Below are 17,289 nucleotides of genomic sequence, written 5' to 3'. Positions count from 1 at the left end.
ACGAAAGCAGATTAGCACATTCGCGTATCGGGGGGCAGGGTCAGGCGGTCGCGGCGGCGATGGCCTCAGCCGGGACGATATCGCCATCATAGAGCGCGCGGCCGAGAATGGTGCCGGAGACGGGCGTGCCGGGCGCGGCGCGCAGGGCCGTGATGTCGGCTGTGCTGGCGACGCCGCCGCTCGCGATGATGGGGATGGTGACGGCATTGGCGAGCTGGCTGGTGAAGGCGACATTGACGCCGGTCTTGAGGCCGTCGCGGCCAATGTCGGTGGCGATGATGGCGGCGACACCGCAGCCCTCGAAGGCCTTTGCGAGCTCGACGGCTTTCATGTCGCTGGTCTCGGCCCAGCCCTCGACGGCAACCATGCCGTCTTTCGCGTCGATGCCGACAATGATGCGGCCGGGCAGGGCGCGGGCGGCGGATTTCACGAGGCCCGGGTCGCGCAGGGCCGCGGTGCCGAGGATGACGCGGGAGACACCGGCCTCCAGCCAGGCGTCGACCTGGGCGCGGGTGCGGATGCCGCCGCCGAGCTGGACCGGGGCGGGCGTGGCCGAGAGGATGGCCCTGACGGCGTCGGAGTTCGCCGACTGGCCGGCAAAGGCGCCGTTGAGGTCAACGACGTGGAGATGGGAGAAGCCGGCCGCGTGGAAGGCGGCGGCCTGGTTGGCCGGGCTGTCATTGAACACGGTGGCCGCATCCATCTCGCCGCGCAGGAGGCGCACGCACTGGCCGTCTTTCAGGTCGATGGCGGGGTAGAGGGTGAAGGTCATTCAGGGGTCCATTGCAGGAAGTTGGCGAGCAGTTGCAGGCCGACGCGCTGGCTCATTTCCGGGTGGAACTGGGTGCCGAAAATGTTGCCGCGGGCGACCGCGCTGGTGAAGGGGGCGCCATAGTCTGTTGTCGCGGCGACATGGGCGGGGTCGGCCGGGCGGATGACGTAGGAATGGGTGAAATAGGCGTGCGGGTCGGGCCCGAGGCCGGCCAGCAGGGCGTGGGGCCGGGTGAGGCTGAGCGCGTTCCAGCCGACATGCGGCACGCGCAGGCCGGGGCCGGGGGTGATGCGGTCGACAATGCCGGGGACCCAGCCGAGGCCGGGCGTTTCGCCATCCTCAAGCCCGGTATCGGCGAGCAGCTGCATGCCGACGCAGATGCCGAGAAAGGGCGTGTTGCCCTGCAGGACGGCGGATTCGAGCGCGGCGACGAGGCCGGGGCGGGCGCGGAGGTTGGCCGCGCAGTCGGCATAATGGCCGACGCCGGGCAGGAGGATGCGGGCCGAGGCGGCAATCGTGGCGGGGTCGGCGGTGATGTCGACGCGGATGGCAAGGCCGGCGCGGCGCGCGGCCTCGTTCAGCGCACCGGCGGCGGAATGCACGTTGCCTGAGCCGTAATCGATGAGGGCGACCGAGTTCATGGCCCGCTCTTAGCGGTCCCCCACGCAAATCGAAAGAGCCGATTGGCCCGCATTGCGTCGCGGGGTCACGGCCCTGTCCGGCCCACCTGCCCGGAATGACGCTGGCAGCCGCCTAGAGGCTGCCCTTGGTCGATGCCGGCTTGCCGCCGAGTTTCGGATCGATTTCTATCGCCGTCCGCAATGCGCGGGCGGTCGCCTTGTAACAGCTCTCGATGATGTGGTGGCTGTTCTCGCCGTAGAGATTCTCGACGTGCAGGCACATGCCGCCATTCCCGGCGAGGGCGTGGAAGAATTCCTTGAACAGTTCGGTATCCATCTCGCCGACCTTGTCGCGGACGAAATTGACCTTCCAGATCAGGTAGGGGCGCTTGCACAGGTCGAGGCTGGCGCGGCTCAGCGTTTCGTCCATGGGGATATAGGCGTGGCCGAAGCGCGTGATCCCGGCAAAATCGCCCAGCGCCTTGAGAATGGCCTGGCCGATGACGATGCCCGTATCCTCGACGGAATGGTGCATGTCGATGTGCAGGTCGCCCTTGCAGCGGACGGTGAGATCGATGGCGGAATGCTTGGAGAAGCTTTCCAGCATGTGGTCGAAGAAGCCGATACCGGTTTCGATATCGGACTTGCCGGTACCATCAAGGTCGAGGGTGACCGAGATATCGGTCTCCTTTGTCTTGCGGTCGACGGTGGCGGTGCGGTGCTTAATCATCAGGAACCATATAGTGCGCTGTATTCTCAACAGCTAGCGCGTTTTGTTCACTGATTTCTAAACATATTCACTGAATGTCTGTTCAGGAACGGCCACAACTGGCCAAAACAAGGCGAATCGGCGCTTGAACAAGAAAAGATTCCTAAGCCGCATTTTCGGCACCATGACCATTTCCGCGTTTGCGGCAGTGGTCGCTGGCACGCTGGCATCTGTTGTCTTCGTTGCCCTCATCGCGATTGTCCAGACCTACCGGGTGCTGGCATTGGGGTTCCGCCCGTTCGATACGGCGGTTCCAATTCCCTTGCTGTTGCTTCTGTTGGTGGTGTCAGCGACGCTGTGCGCAACGGTGGCCTATATCTCGGGGCGCCATTTTCACCGGTCGCTGGTCCGGTTCAATGACTACCTGCTGAACGCACACCTGGATGACACGCATTCGCTCGACGGCATGCACTTCGCTGAACTGCGCCGCCTGCGCGTCGGTGTGACGCGCACGATCGGCAAGTTGCGCCGGGAAAACGCCCAATTGCGCCAAACGGCATTCGTGGATCCGCGGACCGGATTGTCCAACATGATCGCGATCGAAAAGGCGATCGGGGAATCCTTGATGCGGGCTACGTTCGAGGCGCCTGCGGCCCTGATCATGCTCGACCTCGACCGGTTTACCCGCGCCTCCGAACAATTGGGCAGCTATGCAAGCGAAGCCCTGCTCGCCCAGGCCGGACAGCGCCTCAAGTCTGAACTTGCCGCGATCACCGGCCCATCGGGCGCGGCCCTGCGCGAGGCGACCATCGCCGCCCTGCAAGCCGACGAATTCGGCATCTATATGCCCAATGCCATCAGCCGCGAGCACGTGGCGACCATCGCCCGGGCCATCCGCCAGGCATTTGCCGCGCCTTTCGAACTGAACGGGCAATCGGTCAACCTCGGCATTTCCGGCGGGATCGTGATGGCGCCCGAAGATGCCGATAGTTCGCAAAAACTATTCCGGCATGCTGAACTGGCGCTGCGCCTGGTGCGCGACGAAGCCACGTCGGGGTTCCGCTTCTTCACGCCGCGCCTGACCCGCGTTGCGCGTGGCAAATACAAGCTGGAAGACGAGTTGCGCGAAGCCGTTGCGAACCGCGAGTTCAAGGCCGTTTTCCAGCCAAAGGTCGATTTCCGGTCCGGCAAGGTTATCGGCGCTGAAGCCCTGGCGCGTTGGCGCCGTCACAACGGCAAGATCATTTCCCCTGCGGCCTTCATTCCGCTGGCGGAGGAAACCGGCCTGATCAACCAGATCGGCGAACAGATTCTCGAGGCGGCCTGCCAGTCGGCGCGCATCTGGATGCGCGAGGGCCTGGACGTGTCGGTGGCGGTAAACGTTTCGCCTCGCCAGTTCGAGCAAGGCAACCTCACGGATACGGTGATGGACGTGCTGAAACGGACCGGCCTTCACCCGAACCGGCTGGAGCTTGAAATCACCGAAAGCATGGCCGTCGAGAACCCGGCAAAAGTGGCGGAGGTCATGGGGCCGCTGCGCATGATGGGCATGAAACTCGCCATCGACGATTTCGGAACGGGACATTCCAACCTGTCAATGCTGACCCAGCTGCCATTCGATATTTTCAAGATCGACCGGCAGTTCGTGTCGGCTCTGGAAGGCGACAAGCAGGCCCCTGCAATTGTCGAGATGATTCTCGCCATGGCCGAAACACTCGGCCTGCAGACGGTGGCGGAAGGCGTGGAGACAGAACGGCAGGCAGACTTCCTGCGCCGTCGCGGCTGCACGATGGGGCAAGGATTCCTCTACAGTCCCGGCCTACCGCATGGTGCGTTCCTGGACTTCCTGCGTGCGTTCAGGGCCAATCCCATTCCGCTTGATTCGCGCAAGGCCGGCTAAGGTTTTTGGGGGCCGTCACGGCGGTAGACATTGACCGGCGTGTCCCGGAAGAGCGCCTCACACCAAAATGCGTACCCTGATTTTTCCGCTACGCGGCGCGACGCGACATTGCCTGCGTCGATGATGCAGTTCGACGGACCCGGCCGATTTTCATCGAGCCAGGCATGGATGGCGCCAACCGCCTCGCTGGCATAGCCCTTGCCCCATGAGGCCCGGTTGAATGCCCATCCGGCCTCCGGGCAGACCGACAGGTCCGGATCCATGCCGCGCTTGAAATCCGCGAAACCGACCTCGCCGATGAAGCGCCGCGTGTCCTTTTCCACAGCGACCCAGTATCCATAGCCGATAAGCGGCCACATGCCGCGTGACCGGGCCAGGTTGAACCAGACATCCTGCGCCGGCCGGGTCGCGCCGCCGATATGGCGCACCACTTCCTCGTCATTCCACATGGCAGCGCAGGGCTCATAGTCGTCGGCCTGTTGCGGGCGCAAGACAATACGATCTGTGACGAGCGTCGGCGGCTCGGTGATCATGCACCGCCTTTCATCTTGGCGAGCATGGCGCCCATCGCAGCGTGGACAGTCTGTATAGCCTTCAGTGGGCGGACCATGACCTTGAAGTCGGTGATCTTGCCCTGGTCATCCCACTCGATCATGTCGATCCCGTTGACCTGGATACCGTCCATGACGCATTCGAATTCGAGCACGGCCTTGTCGCCGCAATCGAAGATGCGCGTGTATTGGAACGTGTCACCACCGAGCGTTTCACCGGCTGCGGAAAGATAGGCCATGGTGATCGCCTTGCCTTCCTGCGGCGTATGCACGACAGGGCTGCGAAACACGACATGCTCGGCGAGCTGGTCTGCGAGGCCGGCGGAATCATGGCTGCCTTCCATCCAGTCAAACCAGCGCTGGAGATTGGGCGAGTGCCCGGTGAGTGCGATCATTGTTCTGCGTCTCCTGTCACAGGTTTTCCAACGAGGTAGCTTTCTGGCTGGTTGAAACAGTCGCCGCGAATGGCGACCCAGCCGCCCGGAAAGTCCGGTTCGGTGAAGACGAGTTCGAGACGGCCCCAATTGTTGCGAGGCGCGCCGGATTCGGGGTCAGAGATGGACACATTGCAGCCATCGGCGGGCGGCAGGTCGTCTTCTATCCAGACGCCACTAAAGGCGCCACGTCCCTCATAGGTTTGCGCGAGGCCTTCGATGTAGGCGAGGCCGCTGGCCGTGCCGTCGTCGACCGGATAGGACAGGACCGCTTCTCCCGTAGGCAACTCACGTTCGTAGACAACATCGCCAATGACGGTGGTCCACACCTCGTCTGCGAGGGCAGGGGCCGCGCACGCGGCAACTGCCATGCCTAATAGGGTTGTTCTCAGCATCTCTTCCCACCTTGTCTTTTCCGGTCGGTCACGGAGTGAATCCCTGTGCCGCCCAGCGAGGTTATCACGCGAATCCGACAAGTTAAGGGGCAATCACCCGTTATAAGCGGCGGCCAGGTCCGGGTCTTTCGAGGCAACGAGGTCGGCGAGATCGGCAATCACCTTGGCCTGTTTCCAGGTCGCATCGTCCTGCATCTTGCCGTCTAGCATGGCGACGCCGGTGCCGTCGGGCATGGCTTCGAGGATGCGCCGGGCGAATTTCACTTCGTCCGGGGCCGGGCTGAACACGCGTTTGGCAATGTCGATCTGGTTCGGGTGGAGGCTCCACGCACCGGCGCAACCAAGCAGGAACGCGTTGCGGAATTGCTGTTCGCAGGCATCGAGGTCGGAAATGTCGCCGAAGGGGCCGTAGAAGGCGTTGATTCCCGCCATGCGGCAGGCGTCGACCATTCGGGCGATTGTATAGTGCCAGAGATCCTGCTGGGCATTGGCGCGGGCGCTGCCATCTTCATGCGGGTCTTCGAGCACGCGGTAGAAGGGATGGCCGCCGCCGACGCGGGTGGTTTTCATCTTGCGGTCGGCAGCGAGGTCTGCCGGGCCGAGGCTGATACCCTGCATGCGGGGAGACGCAAGCGCGATGTCCTCCACGCGGGCCATGCCCTGTGCAGTTTCGAGGATGGCGTGAAAGAGGATGGGGCGGGTGAGCCCGGCCTTGGCTTCGAGCTGGGCGACATACTGGTCCGCAAAGTGGATGTCCCACGGACCTTCGACCTTGGGCAGCATGATCACGTCAAGCTGGTGGCCGGCCTTGAGGACAAGCTCGGACACATCGTCCTGGAACCAGGGCGAGTTCAGCGGATTGACGCGGCTCCAGAAGCCGGTGCCGGTGCCCTGCCAGTCATACATGGACGCCATTTCGATAGCGCCTGCGCGGGCAGCGTCCTTGGCGTCAGCGGGAATGGCGTCTTCGAGATTGGCGAGGATCACGTCGACCTTGGCGGCCATGGCGGGTGTTTTCGAGCGGACTTTTTCGTTGTGGCCAGGGACGAAATGGATCATCCGCTCCAGACGCGTCGGCAGTTCCAGCATCGGGTTGGGTGCGCCAATGGCCAGCGGCTTGAAAAAGTTGCGGGGTGTCTTCTCGCTCATGTCTGTCTCCTCATCCGCGACAGGCCTAAGCGTGATGGTGCACTGCGTCAAACAGGAACAAAGCCGCACCCCGCCGATTGGTCCGCCGAATTCCAGATAAAGGTAATCCCTCCGTCCTCGCGGACCGTCGTTCGTCGGCCGGCAAAACGAGGTGCAAGGCGCCTGACTGCGTTTCGCAGCCGGGATGCCTAGGTGTTTTCGACGGGGACTTGCGTCATCCGCTCTTCGGCATCGAAGGCGCGGCGAAAGACAATGACGGCAAGAATGGCTGAGGCGACGACGTCAATCACTTCGGCGCCCATGATCGTGTACTTGCCCGCATGCAATTCCGAGAGGATCGCCCAGACAGCGGTGGCCGACGTGATCAATGCCAGTTCGGCGATGAGCAGGGTTGGAACGAGGGCCTTGAGGAAACGGTTCATGGGGAAGCTCCAAATCGAATATTCAAGGATATTGTCCTGCTGCCGCAGAATCGCAATGGCCTATTTCAGGATCGGGCGAGTGGGTGGCTGGTTTCCAGCAACTCTGCGAGCTCGTCTGTCAGGACATGCGTATAGATCTGGGTCGTGGCGATGTCGGCGTGACCGAGCAGGGTTTGCACGCTTCTGAGGTCTGCCCCGCCCTGCAGCAGGTGGGTGGCATAGGCGTGGCGCAGGGCATGCGGGTGGACCCGGGCAGAATTGATATTGGCGGCGCGGGCGAGGTCGTCGAGCATCTGGCCGAGGCGGCGGCGGGTGAGGTGGCCCTGCTTGCCGCGTGACGGAAAGAGGAATGTCTCGGCCCGTCCGCGCGCGAGGCTGCCTGCGGGGAGGCTGTCTTCGCGCACAGCGAGCCACTCTGACAGGGATGCGAGGGCCGGGCCGCCAAGCGGGCAGAGCCGTTCCTTGCCGCCCTTGCCGCGAATGATGATGTCTTGCGTCACCCAGCGCGCACCCTTGCGGCGCGGCAGGCTGCCAAGCGTGAGGGACATGAGTTCCGATGCGCGCAGGCCGGCGCCATAGAGAAGCTCGACCAGGCATTTGAGCCGGAGGTCGTCGCCGCAGGCGTTGATCAGTTGGCCGAGTTCTTCACGCGAGAGGACGTCCGGCACGTCGCGGGAGGTTTTGGGTCCGTCGATCTTTGCGGTCGGGTCGTCCTTGCGGTCGCCTTCTTCGAACAGGAAGCGGAAGAAGCGCCGGACCGCGGACAATTTGCGTGCAGAGGTCGAGGCAGCCATGCCACGGGCCGAGAGATCGGCCTGCCAGGCGGCGAGGTCGCGGCCGGTGGCGCCGGACAGGTCGCCAGCGCAGAATTCGGACGCGTCGAGCAAATCGCGCGCATAGGCGTCGAGCGTATTGGCGGCCGCACCGCGCTCGGCGCTCATCATTTCGAGGAAGGCTTCGATGCGTGCGCGGTCCGACATGAGACAAATCTAGCCTGCCTGTGTTAATGACGCCTCTATGGGTCGCGCCATCTCGCGCGGGTGCCGAAAACAAAAGGGATGGGAGAAAGTAATGAGCGGAGTATTCGACTATAATGGCGTGACGCTGGATGCACCGGGACGCGGGCGGGTCTACGGCTCGATCCTTGAAACGGTGGGCAACACGCCCATCGTGCGGATTCCACGCATCGCTGCCGAAGACGGCCTGAAAAGTGACCTGCTCCTGAAGCTCGAATTCTTCAATCCCCTCGCCAGCGTGAAGGACCGGATCGCCATCGGGATGATCACGCAGCTGGAAAAAGACGGCAAGATCGGACCGGGCGCTGTTCTGGTCGAACCGACTTCAGGCAATACAGGCATCGGTCTCGCCATGGTGGCGGCATCGCGCGGCTACCGCCTTATCCTGACCATGCCGGATTCGATGTCGATCGAGCGCCGGAAGATGCTTGCGATCCTTGGCGCCGAGCTGCACCTGACTCCCAAGGAGCTGGGTATCAAGGGAACCCTGGACAAGGCGGCCGAGCTGCTCGCCTCAAATCCGGGCTCTGTCATGCCGAGCCAGTTCGACAATCCCGCGAACCCGGCGATCCATGAAGCCACGACCGCCGAGGAGATCTGGCGCGATACCGGCGGCGCAGTCGATGCGGTCATCTCCGGTGTCGGCACTGGCGGCACGTTCACCGGCACGGCCCGTGTCCTGAAGGCGAAAAAGCCGTCCGTGAAAATGTTTGCCGTCGAGCCGGAGGCGAGCCCTGTCCTGTCGGGCGGCGAGCCGGGCCCCCACGTTATCCAGGGAATTGGTGCCGGGTTCATTCCGGGCAACATGGACACAAGCCTGATGGACGGCGTGGTGAAGGTGGCGAATGCGGATGCAATCGCGAATGCAAGACGCCTGGCGCGTACGGAAGGCATCCCGGTCGGCATTTCATCGGGCGCGGCGCTGACGGCGGGCCTCGAAGTGGCCAAGCGGCCCGAAATGGCCGGCAAGACGATCGTGGTGGTAATCCCGTCCTTCGCCGAGCGCTATGTCTCTACGCTGTTGTTCGAAGGGCTCGGTTGAGCTCACTGCCTGAAAGATGCCTTGGTTCCGGCGGCATTTTGCCGAGAGGGCCCGTCATGCCAGAGAGATTCGCAGCGATGTGGCGACATCATGCTTTCAATCTGGAGACTATAATGAAGAATCTGTTCTGGCTCTCAATCCCGGCGGCCATCCTTTTGGCTGCGTGCACTTCGTCGGTGCAGACGACGTCTGGCGCCGACTACCTGGCGGGATATGACGGCAGCTACGAGATTTCCGGTTCGGCCGGGCCGAGTGACACGGACGCCGATGTCCGGCGTATCGCTGCTATTGAGCCGAACCTGAAATTTCCGGCCCGGATTGGAATCGCACGCGTTCAGAATGGAGCGCTCGGCGTGGTTCCGGACGACGAGGGCACCATCTGGCAAGACCTCGCCGAGGATCTCGGTCCCTTGTACGGAGAATTCGTGCCCGTCAGCCCGTTGATCGCGGCGATGGTCAGCGAAGAGCCAACGGCCAAATCGAATGCTGCGGCGAGAGTGATTGCAGATATCAGGCGCGGCGCTGCGCGCCAGCACCTCGACTATGTACTCGTCTACGAAGTGAGCTCTTCGACGCGAAACAAGGCAAGCGCCTTGTCAGTGGCTGACTTGACCGTGATCGGCATGTTCGTGCTGCCGGGCCGAAACGTCGAGGCTGAAGCCACGGCCAGCGGACTGGTGATCGATGTGCGCAATGGCTATCCCTACGCAACCATGACCGCTTTTGCCGACAAGAAAGGCCTGTCGCGAACGATTAGCGCGTGGTCGAAGCAGACTGACCTTGCCCGCACGGCGGAGCAAAAGGCCGTTCTGGAGCTTTCCGACGACGTGCGCGATGCGATGAAGGCGCTAGGCGAAACATTCGTTGCCCAGCAGGCCGATCAACCCAAATAGGCCTATCTTTCCACCTGCCAGTAGCCGGTGGCCTCCAGCGCGAGCTCGGAGGCCGCATCGCCTGCGCCAATCGTGTTCAGCGCCCGGCCGACTAGGGCGAGATCGGCCACGTCGAGTTTCGACGCGTCACCATTGACGAGCGCAACGGTGGCCAGGATCGCCTCGCCGGCGGCGCCCGCTTCCGCATTTGCGAGTATGGCGAGCACGGCGCCCGGTTTGTTTGTCTTGCCCGGCGCTTCACTGTCACTGGCCATCAGGGCGCGAGCTGAGGGGGGCGGTGTGATTCCGGTCATGGTCCAGAGCGCAAAGAGGCGGGCCGCCGCCTTGCGATCCGCCTTGGTCGTTGCTTTTGTGACGAGCCGGTGACCGGTTGCAGTGGCGTCGCCGCTTCCGGCGAGCACGGCGAGGCCGTCGATCAGGGCGAAATCGAACGCGCGGGTTTCGGGTGCTTCGTCGAGCGTGGGGACGAGCGTCCAGAGCGTGGCGCCTTCAAAGTCTTTCGCTGCAAGGCTCGCGCGGGCGAACAGGAGTGCGTGTTTCGCGGTATCCCTGGTCAGGCTGAGGCTGGTGATCTCTTTCGACAGGACGCTGGAAACCGCAACGAAGCGGGCAGGATTGATGGTGGCAGCCTGCAAGGCGGCGGCGATGGCGTCGGCGCGACCGTCTTCGGGCATTCCCACGTTTCGAGCGGTCGCGATGGCCATCTCGATCTGCGATTCCGGCGTGAAATCTGGGTCTTCGAACAATGAGTCGAGCACCGCGCGCCAGGCGGAGATGTCGATGAGGCCCGCCTCGGCGGCGATCGCTGCGGCTTCGGCGCGCTTGGCGGCAGGGAGGCCGGGCCGGGCGACCATGGCGGCCGCAAGGTCTGGCCGCGTGAGCGAAAGCGGTGTGTCAGAGGGGGCAAGGGCCGCCTTGGCCGAAATGGCAAGTGCGATGCCGCTGTCATATTTCGCGGCAGGAGGATTCGGCAGGTCGCCGGAAGCGGCAAAGACGGCCGAAGTGAGCCAGCTGTCGCTCACGCCCTGACTGGTCGCCATTTCGATGGCGAGTTCTGCGCCAGCGGTATTGTCTCGCAACGCGGCACACACGGCGCGCAGCTTGGCCCAATAGGCCCCCTCGCGCACTGCGCCGGTATTTTCGGCGCAGGCCATGGCTTCGTTACCGAAGGCGAGGTTCAAGTCAGTGGCAATCTCGTCGCTGTCGAGACCGGGCGGCGACGTTTCCAGCCGGGCCATGAGGCTGGCGGCAGGGCGCGCTTCGCCGAGTTCGAACAGGATGCGGGCGCGTTCGGCGAGGAGGGCGGGCGATTGGGCACCTTGCGGCGCGGTCGCGGGTGACATGGCCATGCGACGCATGAGCGTGCGCTCAGCCGGCGTCAGGCCTTGCGTGCGCACATCGCGCATCATCGGCAACAGGGTTTCGGTGTTCGAGGCACGCCACATGGACGCCGGCAGGGCCGGTTCGCCGACTTCGAGGAAGCCCATGCCCCAAGGATCGACCATTTGCAGGCCGGAATCCTCGATCTGGGCGCTCGCGGAGAAGCAAAGGGTTGCAGCGGCGGCGAAAACCGCCGGCCAGGACCTAGAGGACACCCTCTACCTCCATACGCACTTCGCCATCAGCCGGCTTGTTCTTGATCGCCTGCTGCCCGAGCCACCAGGCGCCAATCAGGCCGAGGATGACCAGAATGCCGAGAATAATGAGAAATTTGCGCATAAGATTAGCACCCCTGGGTCGAATTCATTTCCGCATCGGCCGTTGACCGATTGCTCACACAGTTCCGTCTCTATAGGAATTGGAGAGAATAGTGAATGAAAGCCTGCAATGCCCGCAGATAGCGACAGTCCCTTGCACATGACCGATCCGGCGCCAGCCTATGCGTCCCGGACTATAGCGCTTGTGGGGTTGATGGGCGCGGGAAAATCGACGGTCGGGCGGCGCCTGGCAGAGAAACTGGGACGCAAATTCTACGACAGCGACCACGAGATCGAGAAGGCGGCCGGCCTGTCCGTGGCCGATATCTTTTCATTGCACGGCGAAGCGGACTTCCGGCGCGGCGAGCAGAAGGTGCTCGAACGCCTGCTGGGCGAAGCGCCGCATGTGCTGGCGACGGGCGGTGGCGCCTACCTCAATGATGAGACGCGCGCCCTGCTCCGCGAAAAAGCCGTCACGATCTGGCTGAGTGCCGACCTCGAGACCCTGTGGCGCCGGGTGCAGAAGAAGAACACACGTCCGCTTCTGAAGCGCGACGACGCCAAGCAGGTCCTGCAGGACCTGTTGCTCGAACGCGAACCGGTCTATTCGCAGGCTGACCTGATCGTGCACAGCAAGGACGGCCCGCACGGGTCGACCGTGAATGCGATCATCAAGGCCCTGAAGACTTGGAAACCGGCATGAGCGATACCAAAACCGCTATGGAAATCGTTCGTGTCAGTCTCGGCGCGCGGAGCTATGACATTGTTGTGGGCAATGGGGCGCTTTCCGAGCTGGGTGCGCGCCTGTTGCCGCGACTGAAACAGAAACGCGTGTTCGTGCTGACAGACGAAACGGTGGCGCGCCATCACATGCGAGCGCTGGAAGATGCTCTCAAGCCGAGCGGTATCGAAACAGATGTGCTGGCACTGGCGGCAGGCGAGCAATCCAAATCCTTTTCCAATCTCGAAAAAATTCTCGACTGGCTATTGGGCGCAGGCGCCGACCGCAGCGATATTCTTGTTGCGTTTGGCGGCGGCGTGATTGGAGACATTGCCGGGCTGTCGGCGAGCCTGATGAAGCGTGGCATGGGCTTTGTCCAGGTGCCGACGACCTTGCTGTCGCAGGTCGACAGTTCCGTGGGCGGCAAGACGGCGGTCAACACACCGCGCGGCAAGAACATGATTGGCGCCTTCTACCAGCCGCTATTCGTCCTTGCCGATACGGCCCTGCTGGCGAGCCTGCCGGAAAGGGAACTTCGCGCCGGCTATGCTGAAGTGCTGAAATACGGCCTGATCAACGATCCGGCATTCTTCGACTGGCTGGAGGCGAACGGCGCAGATGTGCTCGGTTTGAAGCCGGAGGCGATCCAGTATGCCGTGGCGACGTCGTGCCGGGCCAAGGCGGCGATTGTCGCCGAGGATGAGAGGGAAGGCGGCGTACGGGCGCTTTTGAACCTGGGCCATACGTTTGGCCATGCAATCGAGGCGGCCAACAAATACCGGCCCGATGTACTGCACGGCGAGGCTGTGGCGCTAGGCATGGTTCTCGCCTTCCGTTATGGCGCCGCCGAAGGGATTACGTCGCCGGACGCGGCCGCGAAAGTGGCGCGTGTCGTTGCCGCGTCGGGGCTTCCGGTCGAACTGGGCGCAGTGCCCGGCGGTCCATACGAGGCGACAAACCTTGCCGCCCTGATGAAACAGGACAAGAAGGCGCGCGGAGGCCAGGTGCCGCTAATTCTGGCGCGTGGTATCGGTCAGTCCTATATTCACCCCGACGCAGACCTGAATTCGGTCGCTGCGTTCCTGGCGGGGCAATTGGAAAAGGCGTGAGGGAAACCTCCGAAGTCGTGACACAATGGTAGTCGGTTACATTATCGCGATCGCAATCCTGCTTGCGATGTCGGGCTTCTTTTCCGGTTCCGAGACGGCCCTGACGGCTGCTTCGCGCGCTCGGATGCACCAGTTGGAGAAGGAGGGCGACAAGCGTGCGGCCGCCGTCAACCGGTTGATTTCTGATCGCGAACGCCTGATTGGCTCGATCCTTCTGGGCAACAACCTGGTCAATATCCTCGCGTCGGTTCTGGCGACGTCATTGTTCACGCTGCTGTTCGGCCAAGGCGGACTGGCGCTGGTGCTGGCAACCGGCGTGATGACGGTTCTGGTGCTGGTCTTTTCAGAAGTGCTGCCGAAGACCTATGCCATCACGCGGACCGATTCCATGGCGATGACCGTTGCGCGCCCGATTGGCGTTCTGGTGCTGGCGGCCTCATGGATCGTGAAGCTGATCCAGTTCGTGGTGAACATAACCCTGAAAATCCTGGGGTTGGGAACGCCAGCGGATGTCTTGTCGGCCGCAGAAGAAATCCGCGGGGCGATCGACCTGCATGCCTCTGAGGGCGCCGTCGATGCGGCCGACCGGCTGCGCCTTGTCGGCGCGCTCGACCTGAAGGATTTGACGGTCGAGGACGTGATGATCCACCGGCGCAACATCCAGATGCTGAATGCCGACCTGGAACCGCGCCAGATCGTGATGAAGGCGCTGGCGAGCCCGCACACCCGCCTGCCGCTCTATCGCGGCGAGAAGGAAGAGATAGTCGGCATCCTGCACGCCAAGGACCTGTTGCGCGCGGCGCTGCCGCTGGGCGGAGACCTGGCCTCGCTGGACCTGGAAAGCATCCTGAGAAAGCCCTGGTTCGTGCCGGAAACGACGCCGGTTCAGGACCAGCTGGACCTGTTCCTCGCCAAGCGCGGCCATTTCGCGCTGGTCGTGGACGAATATGGCGAGCTGCAGGGCCTGATCACGCTGGAAGACATTCTCGAAGAAATTGTCGGTTCCATTCATGACGAACATGACGTGGCCGTTCAGGGCGTGCGCCCGCAGGCTGACGGGACGGTCAATGTCGACGGTTGGGTGCCGATCCGTGACCTCAACCGGGCGACGGGCTGGAACCTGCCCGATGACGAGGCCGTCACGGTTGCCGGCCTGGTCATTCACGAGGCGCAGACGATTCCGGAACCCGGCCAGAGTTTCGTGTTCCACGGCTATCGGTTCAACATTCTCCGGCGCCAGCGCAACCAGGTGACGGGCCTGAATATTTCTGAAATCGAAAACGCCTGAGTTCGTTTCCTTAGGCGTAGTCCCGACCGGGTCTCATCACGGGTCATATTCGGCCGATCATGGCATTTTCGCCTGAATCGAGAGCGCATGCAGGCCGGTATCGAATTCTTTTTGCAGTGCGAGCATGACGGCGCGCTGGATTTGTACACGCGACAGGCCGGTGAAGGCATTTGACGTAATCTCTATATTATAATGCGTTTCTCCGCCCGGTGCAGCACCCGCATGACCCGCATGGCGGGCGCTATCATCGGTGATCTTGAGGTGTTCGGGCTCAAAAGCCGCGGTCAAAAGATCACGAATCCGCGAAGTTCTGTCACTTGGTTGTGGCATGTTTACGATCATCTCCATATTATGTGCCGCTATGTCAGATTCAGACCCCTTCAGCTACCGCGTCAAGTTCACCGATATTCGGGTGAAACCTCCTGCCGAGGAGACGTCGAAGGCGCGTGCGCGCAAGACGCGTGTGTGCGAGCATCCCGAATGTGAACTCGAAGGCGCTTTCCCGGCGCCCAAGCGCGGCGGCAAGGGCAAGCTTTATTTCTGCCAGGCCCACATCACCGAATACAATCGCGCCTTCAATTTCTTCGAGGGCATGTCGCAGGCCGAAGCTGCGTCGTTCACGCGGTCGGAGCGCTACGGGCACAAGCGGACCTGGAAATTCGGAACCGGGCCGATGGCAGGCAAGAAGGCGTCGACAAGCCATGATCCGCGAAACTGGGCGGGCCGGGCCTTTTTCAATGTCGACGATGCGGGCAATGCCGAAGGCGGCGCGAAGGCGCGCCGGTCGGCGCTGCAGGTGCGGGCGCTGAACGAGCTCGACCTCGAAGCAACGTCGACGCCGGCCGAGATTCGCGCGCGTTATGCCGAATACATCCGTCGCTTCCATCCCGATTCCAACAAGGGTGACCGGTCGTCAGAGCACAAGCTGCAACGGGTGATCCGGGCCGGCAAGCTGCTCAAGGCGGGCGGGTTGATGAAGGACTAGGCCGGAGCGTGCACGATCTCCTGGTCATTGGCGGCGGCATCAACGGGGCCGGCATTGCGCGCGATGCGGCCGGTCGGGGCCTGAAAGTTCTCCTCTGCGAGAAGGACGACCTGGCCGCACATACGAGTTCAGCAAGCACCAAGCTGATCCATGGCGGCCTTCGCTATCTCGAGATGTATGACTTCGCGCTGGTGCGCAAAGCATTGATCGAACGTGAAATCCTGCTGCGTGCGGCGCCGCACATCATCTGGCCGATGCGGTTCGTATTGCCTTACGACAAGGACTTGCGGCCTGCCTGGCTGATCCGGCTGGGGCTGTTCCTGTATGACCATATGGGCGGGCGCAAGATGTTGCCCGCGACCCGGACGTTGCGGCGTAAAAAGACCAGCAGGCTTGACCCGCTGCAGGAGGAATTCCGGCTGGCGTTCGAATATTCTGACTGCTGGGTCGAAGATTCGCGCCTGGTCGTGCTGAATGCTGTCGACGCGCATGAGCGCGGGGCTGAAATCCTGACGCAGACCGCCTGTGTCGGACTGGCGCGCCATGCCGGTCATTGGGAAGCGACCCTGCGCGGACCGGACGGCGACAAGACCGTGATGGCGCGCGCGCTGGTCAATGCGGCAGGCGGTTGGGTCGACGAGATCCTCGGTTTGGCCGAGCCGGGCACGCGGCAGCAGAACCTGCGCCTCGTAAAGGGCAGTCATATTATCGTGCCGCGATGGCATCAGGGAGACTATGCCTATTTCTTCCAGAACGGTGACGGGCGGATCATGTTCGCCATTCCTTATGAGCGGGGCGAGTTCACGCTGATCGGCACCACGGACGTTCCGTTTGAGGCCGACAAGGACAAGGTCGAGATCAGCCAGGACGAGATCGAGTATCTCTGCGCCGGCGCGAGCGAATACTACAAACGGTCGATCACGCCGGCAGATGTCGTGGCGACCTATTCCGGTGTGCGCCCGCTCTATGACGACCATGCGGCGAATGCCTCAAAAGTCACCCGCGACTATGTGCTGAACTGCGACCGGACTGGCGGCGCGCCTGTTCTTTCGGTCTTCGGCGGCAAGATCACGACCTATCGCGAACTCGCCGAGCATGCACTCAAGGAACTTGGACCGGAGTTTCCTGGCATGACGAAGCCGTGGACGAAATCTGCGAGCCTGCCGGGCGGCGATATCCCGGGGGCTGATTTCGAAGATTTCCTGCGCGGCCTGTCGCTGCGCCATTCCTGGATGGAACAGCGCCTCCTCAGGCGGCTGGCGCGGGCGTATGGCACGCGGGTCGATAAACTTGTCGGTGCGGCGAAGAGCATGGCCGAACTGGGCCGCGACTTCGGGGGCGGTCTCTACGAAGCCGAAGTCACGCACCTGATGCGGCACGAGTTCGCGCATACTGCCGAAGATATTCTCTGGCGCCGCAGCAAGCTGCGCCTGCATCTCACGGCCCCCGAACAGGCAAGGCTTTCTGAATGGCTTGCTGACCGGCAATCTGCATGATCCACTGACATATTGACGCGGCGGAAACTTTGAAAGCGCTTGCAGCCAGGGTCAAATTGTTCGCATTTTAGAGCGACTGGCACGGGGCGT

At 62.7% G+C, this 17,289-nt stretch carries 20 protein-coding genes; 8 read left to right on the top strand and 12 right to left on the bottom strand.

What is annotated here, in order from left to right; genetic code table 11:
* Positions 1–40 precede the first annotated feature (40 nt).
* The 3 genes from hisA to hisB form a co-directional block, all read right to left on the bottom strand.
* Positions 41–772: a 1-(5-phosphoribosyl)-5-[(5-phosphoribosylamino)methylideneamino]imidazole-4-carboxamide isomerase gene (gene hisA, locus AC0L7I_RS03510; RefSeq protein ID WP_473398152.1), complete on the bottom strand. Its 732-nt coding sequence runs from the start codon at positions 770–772 to the stop codon at positions 41–43.
* Positions 769–1,413, bottom strand: coding sequence for an imidazole glycerol phosphate synthase subunit HisH (hisH, locus tag AC0L7I_RS03505; RefSeq protein ID WP_473398151.1), 645 nt, complete (start codon positions 1,411–1,413; stop codon positions 769–771). The genes hisA and hisH overlap by 4 nt, the downstream gene beginning before the upstream one ends.
* Positions 1,414–1,525: 112 nt before the next feature.
* On the bottom strand, positions 1,526–2,122 hold the full coding sequence (gene hisB, locus AC0L7I_RS03500) for an imidazoleglycerol-phosphate dehydratase HisB (RefSeq protein WP_473398150.1): 597 nt from the start codon (positions 2,120–2,122) through the stop codon (positions 1,526–1,528).
* 124 nt (positions 2,123–2,246) lie between these two features.
* Here hisB and AC0L7I_RS03495 point away from each other — a divergent pair, with 124 nt between their 5' ends.
* Entirely contained in the window at positions 2,247–4,001 is a 1,755-nt protein-coding gene (locus tag AC0L7I_RS03495; RefSeq protein WP_473398149.1) for a putative bifunctional diguanylate cyclase/phosphodiesterase, read from the top strand.
* Here AC0L7I_RS03495 and AC0L7I_RS03490 read toward each other — a convergent pair.
* From AC0L7I_RS03490 to AC0L7I_RS03465, 6 genes are all read right to left on the bottom strand, one after another.
* Entirely contained in the window at positions 3,998–4,534 is a 537-nt protein-coding gene (locus AC0L7I_RS03490; protein WP_473398148.1) for a GNAT family N-acetyltransferase, read from the bottom strand. The genes AC0L7I_RS03495 and AC0L7I_RS03490 overlap by 4 nt on opposite strands.
* Complete coding sequence (locus tag AC0L7I_RS03485) at positions 4,531–4,947, bottom strand: nuclear transport factor 2 family protein (protein ID WP_473398147.1); 417 nt, start codon at positions 4,945–4,947, stop codon at positions 4,531–4,533. The genes AC0L7I_RS03490 and AC0L7I_RS03485 overlap by 4 nt, the downstream gene beginning before the upstream one ends.
* Positions 4,944–5,357: a hypothetical protein gene (locus AC0L7I_RS03480; RefSeq protein WP_473398146.1), complete on the bottom strand. Its 414-nt coding sequence runs from the start codon at positions 5,355–5,357 to the stop codon at positions 4,944–4,946. The genes AC0L7I_RS03485 and AC0L7I_RS03480 overlap by 4 nt, the downstream gene beginning before the upstream one ends.
* Positions 5,358–5,474: 117 nt before the next feature.
* Positions 5,475–6,530 (bottom strand): HpcH/HpaI aldolase/citrate lyase family protein, encoded by a 1,056-nt coding sequence (locus tag AC0L7I_RS03475; protein WP_473398145.1) that lies wholly within the window; start codon positions 6,528–6,530, stop codon positions 5,475–5,477.
* Positions 6,531–6,718: 188 nt separating this feature from the next.
* Positions 6,719–6,952 (bottom strand): hypothetical protein, encoded by a 234-nt coding sequence (locus AC0L7I_RS03470; RefSeq protein WP_473398144.1) that lies wholly within the window; start codon positions 6,950–6,952, stop codon positions 6,719–6,721.
* A 65-nt stretch (positions 6,953–7,017) separates the two neighbouring features.
* Positions 7,018–7,932, bottom strand: coding sequence for a tyrosine recombinase (locus tag AC0L7I_RS03465; RefSeq protein ID WP_473398143.1), 915 nt, complete (start codon positions 7,930–7,932; stop codon positions 7,018–7,020).
* 91 nt (positions 7,933–8,023) lie between these two features.
* Here AC0L7I_RS03465 and cysK point away from each other — a divergent pair, with 91 nt between their 5' ends.
* Positions 8,024–9,010, top strand: a complete 987-nt coding sequence (gene cysK / locus AC0L7I_RS03460; RefSeq protein WP_473398142.1) for a cysteine synthase A — start codon at positions 8,024–8,026, stop codon at positions 9,008–9,010.
* A 113-nt stretch (positions 9,011–9,123) separates the two neighbouring features.
* Entirely contained in the window at positions 9,124–9,903 is a 780-nt protein-coding gene (locus AC0L7I_RS03455) for a hypothetical protein (RefSeq protein ID WP_473398141.1), read from the top strand.
* A gap of 2 nt (positions 9,904–9,905) precedes the next feature.
* Here AC0L7I_RS03455 and AC0L7I_RS03450 read toward each other — a convergent pair whose 3' ends face one another.
* The gene (locus AC0L7I_RS03450; protein WP_473398140.1) at positions 9,906–11,498 is read right to left on the bottom strand and encodes a hypothetical protein; all 1,593 of its coding nucleotides are present in this window, start codon (positions 11,496–11,498) and stop codon (positions 9,906–9,908) included.
* On the bottom strand, positions 11,488–11,622 hold the full coding sequence (locus AC0L7I_RS03445; RefSeq protein ID WP_473398139.1) for a hypothetical protein: 135 nt from the start codon (positions 11,620–11,622) through the stop codon (positions 11,488–11,490). The genes AC0L7I_RS03450 and AC0L7I_RS03445 overlap by 11 nt, the downstream gene beginning before the upstream one ends.
* 108 nt (positions 11,623–11,730) lie before the next feature.
* On the opposite strand from AC0L7I_RS03445, the gene AC0L7I_RS03440 reads away from it, so the two are divergent.
* From AC0L7I_RS03440 to AC0L7I_RS03430, 3 genes are read left to right on the top strand one after another with little or no spacing between them, the layout of a single operon-like run.
* The gene (locus tag AC0L7I_RS03440; RefSeq protein ID WP_473398138.1) at positions 11,731–12,303 is read left to right on the top strand and encodes a shikimate kinase; all 573 of its coding nucleotides are present in this window, start codon (positions 11,731–11,733) and stop codon (positions 12,301–12,303) included.
* Entirely contained in the window at positions 12,300–13,430 is a 1,131-nt protein-coding gene (gene aroB, locus AC0L7I_RS03435; protein WP_473398137.1) for a 3-dehydroquinate synthase, read from the top strand. Before AC0L7I_RS03440 ends, aroB begins: the two co-directional genes overlap by 4 nt.
* A 25-nt stretch (positions 13,431–13,455) precedes the next feature.
* A complete protein-coding gene (locus AC0L7I_RS03430; RefSeq protein WP_473398136.1) occupies positions 13,456–14,718 on the top strand; it encodes an HlyC/CorC family transporter in 1,263 nt (420 codons plus the stop codon).
* A gap of 57 nt (positions 14,719–14,775) precedes the next feature.
* On the opposite strand, the gene AC0L7I_RS03425 is transcribed toward AC0L7I_RS03430, so the two are convergent.
* Positions 14,776–15,060: a BolA family protein gene (locus AC0L7I_RS03425; RefSeq protein ID WP_473398135.1), complete on the bottom strand. Its 285-nt coding sequence runs from the start codon at positions 15,058–15,060 to the stop codon at positions 14,776–14,778.
* A 19-nt stretch (positions 15,061–15,079) separates the two neighbouring features.
* Between AC0L7I_RS03425 and AC0L7I_RS03420 the strand changes: the two genes are divergently transcribed.
* Both AC0L7I_RS03420 and AC0L7I_RS03415 read left to right on the top strand, forming a co-directional pair.
* Positions 15,080–15,703 carry a DnaJ domain-containing protein gene (locus tag AC0L7I_RS03420; RefSeq protein WP_473398134.1) on the top strand — a complete coding sequence of 208 codons (624 nt, stop codon included), beginning with the start codon at positions 15,080–15,082 and terminating at the stop codon, positions 15,701–15,703.
* 8 nt (positions 15,704–15,711) lie between these two features.
* Complete coding sequence (locus AC0L7I_RS03415) at positions 15,712–17,199, top strand: glycerol-3-phosphate dehydrogenase (protein ID WP_473398133.1); 1,488 nt, start codon at positions 15,712–15,714, stop codon at positions 17,197–17,199.
* Positions 17,200–17,289: the final 90 nt, after the last annotated feature.

The organism is Hyphomonas sp. J20-32 (assembly GCF_055808555.1).
The sequence above is the reverse complement of the archived record's forward strand: the minus strand, read 5'-3'. Positions and strand labels throughout refer to the sequence as shown.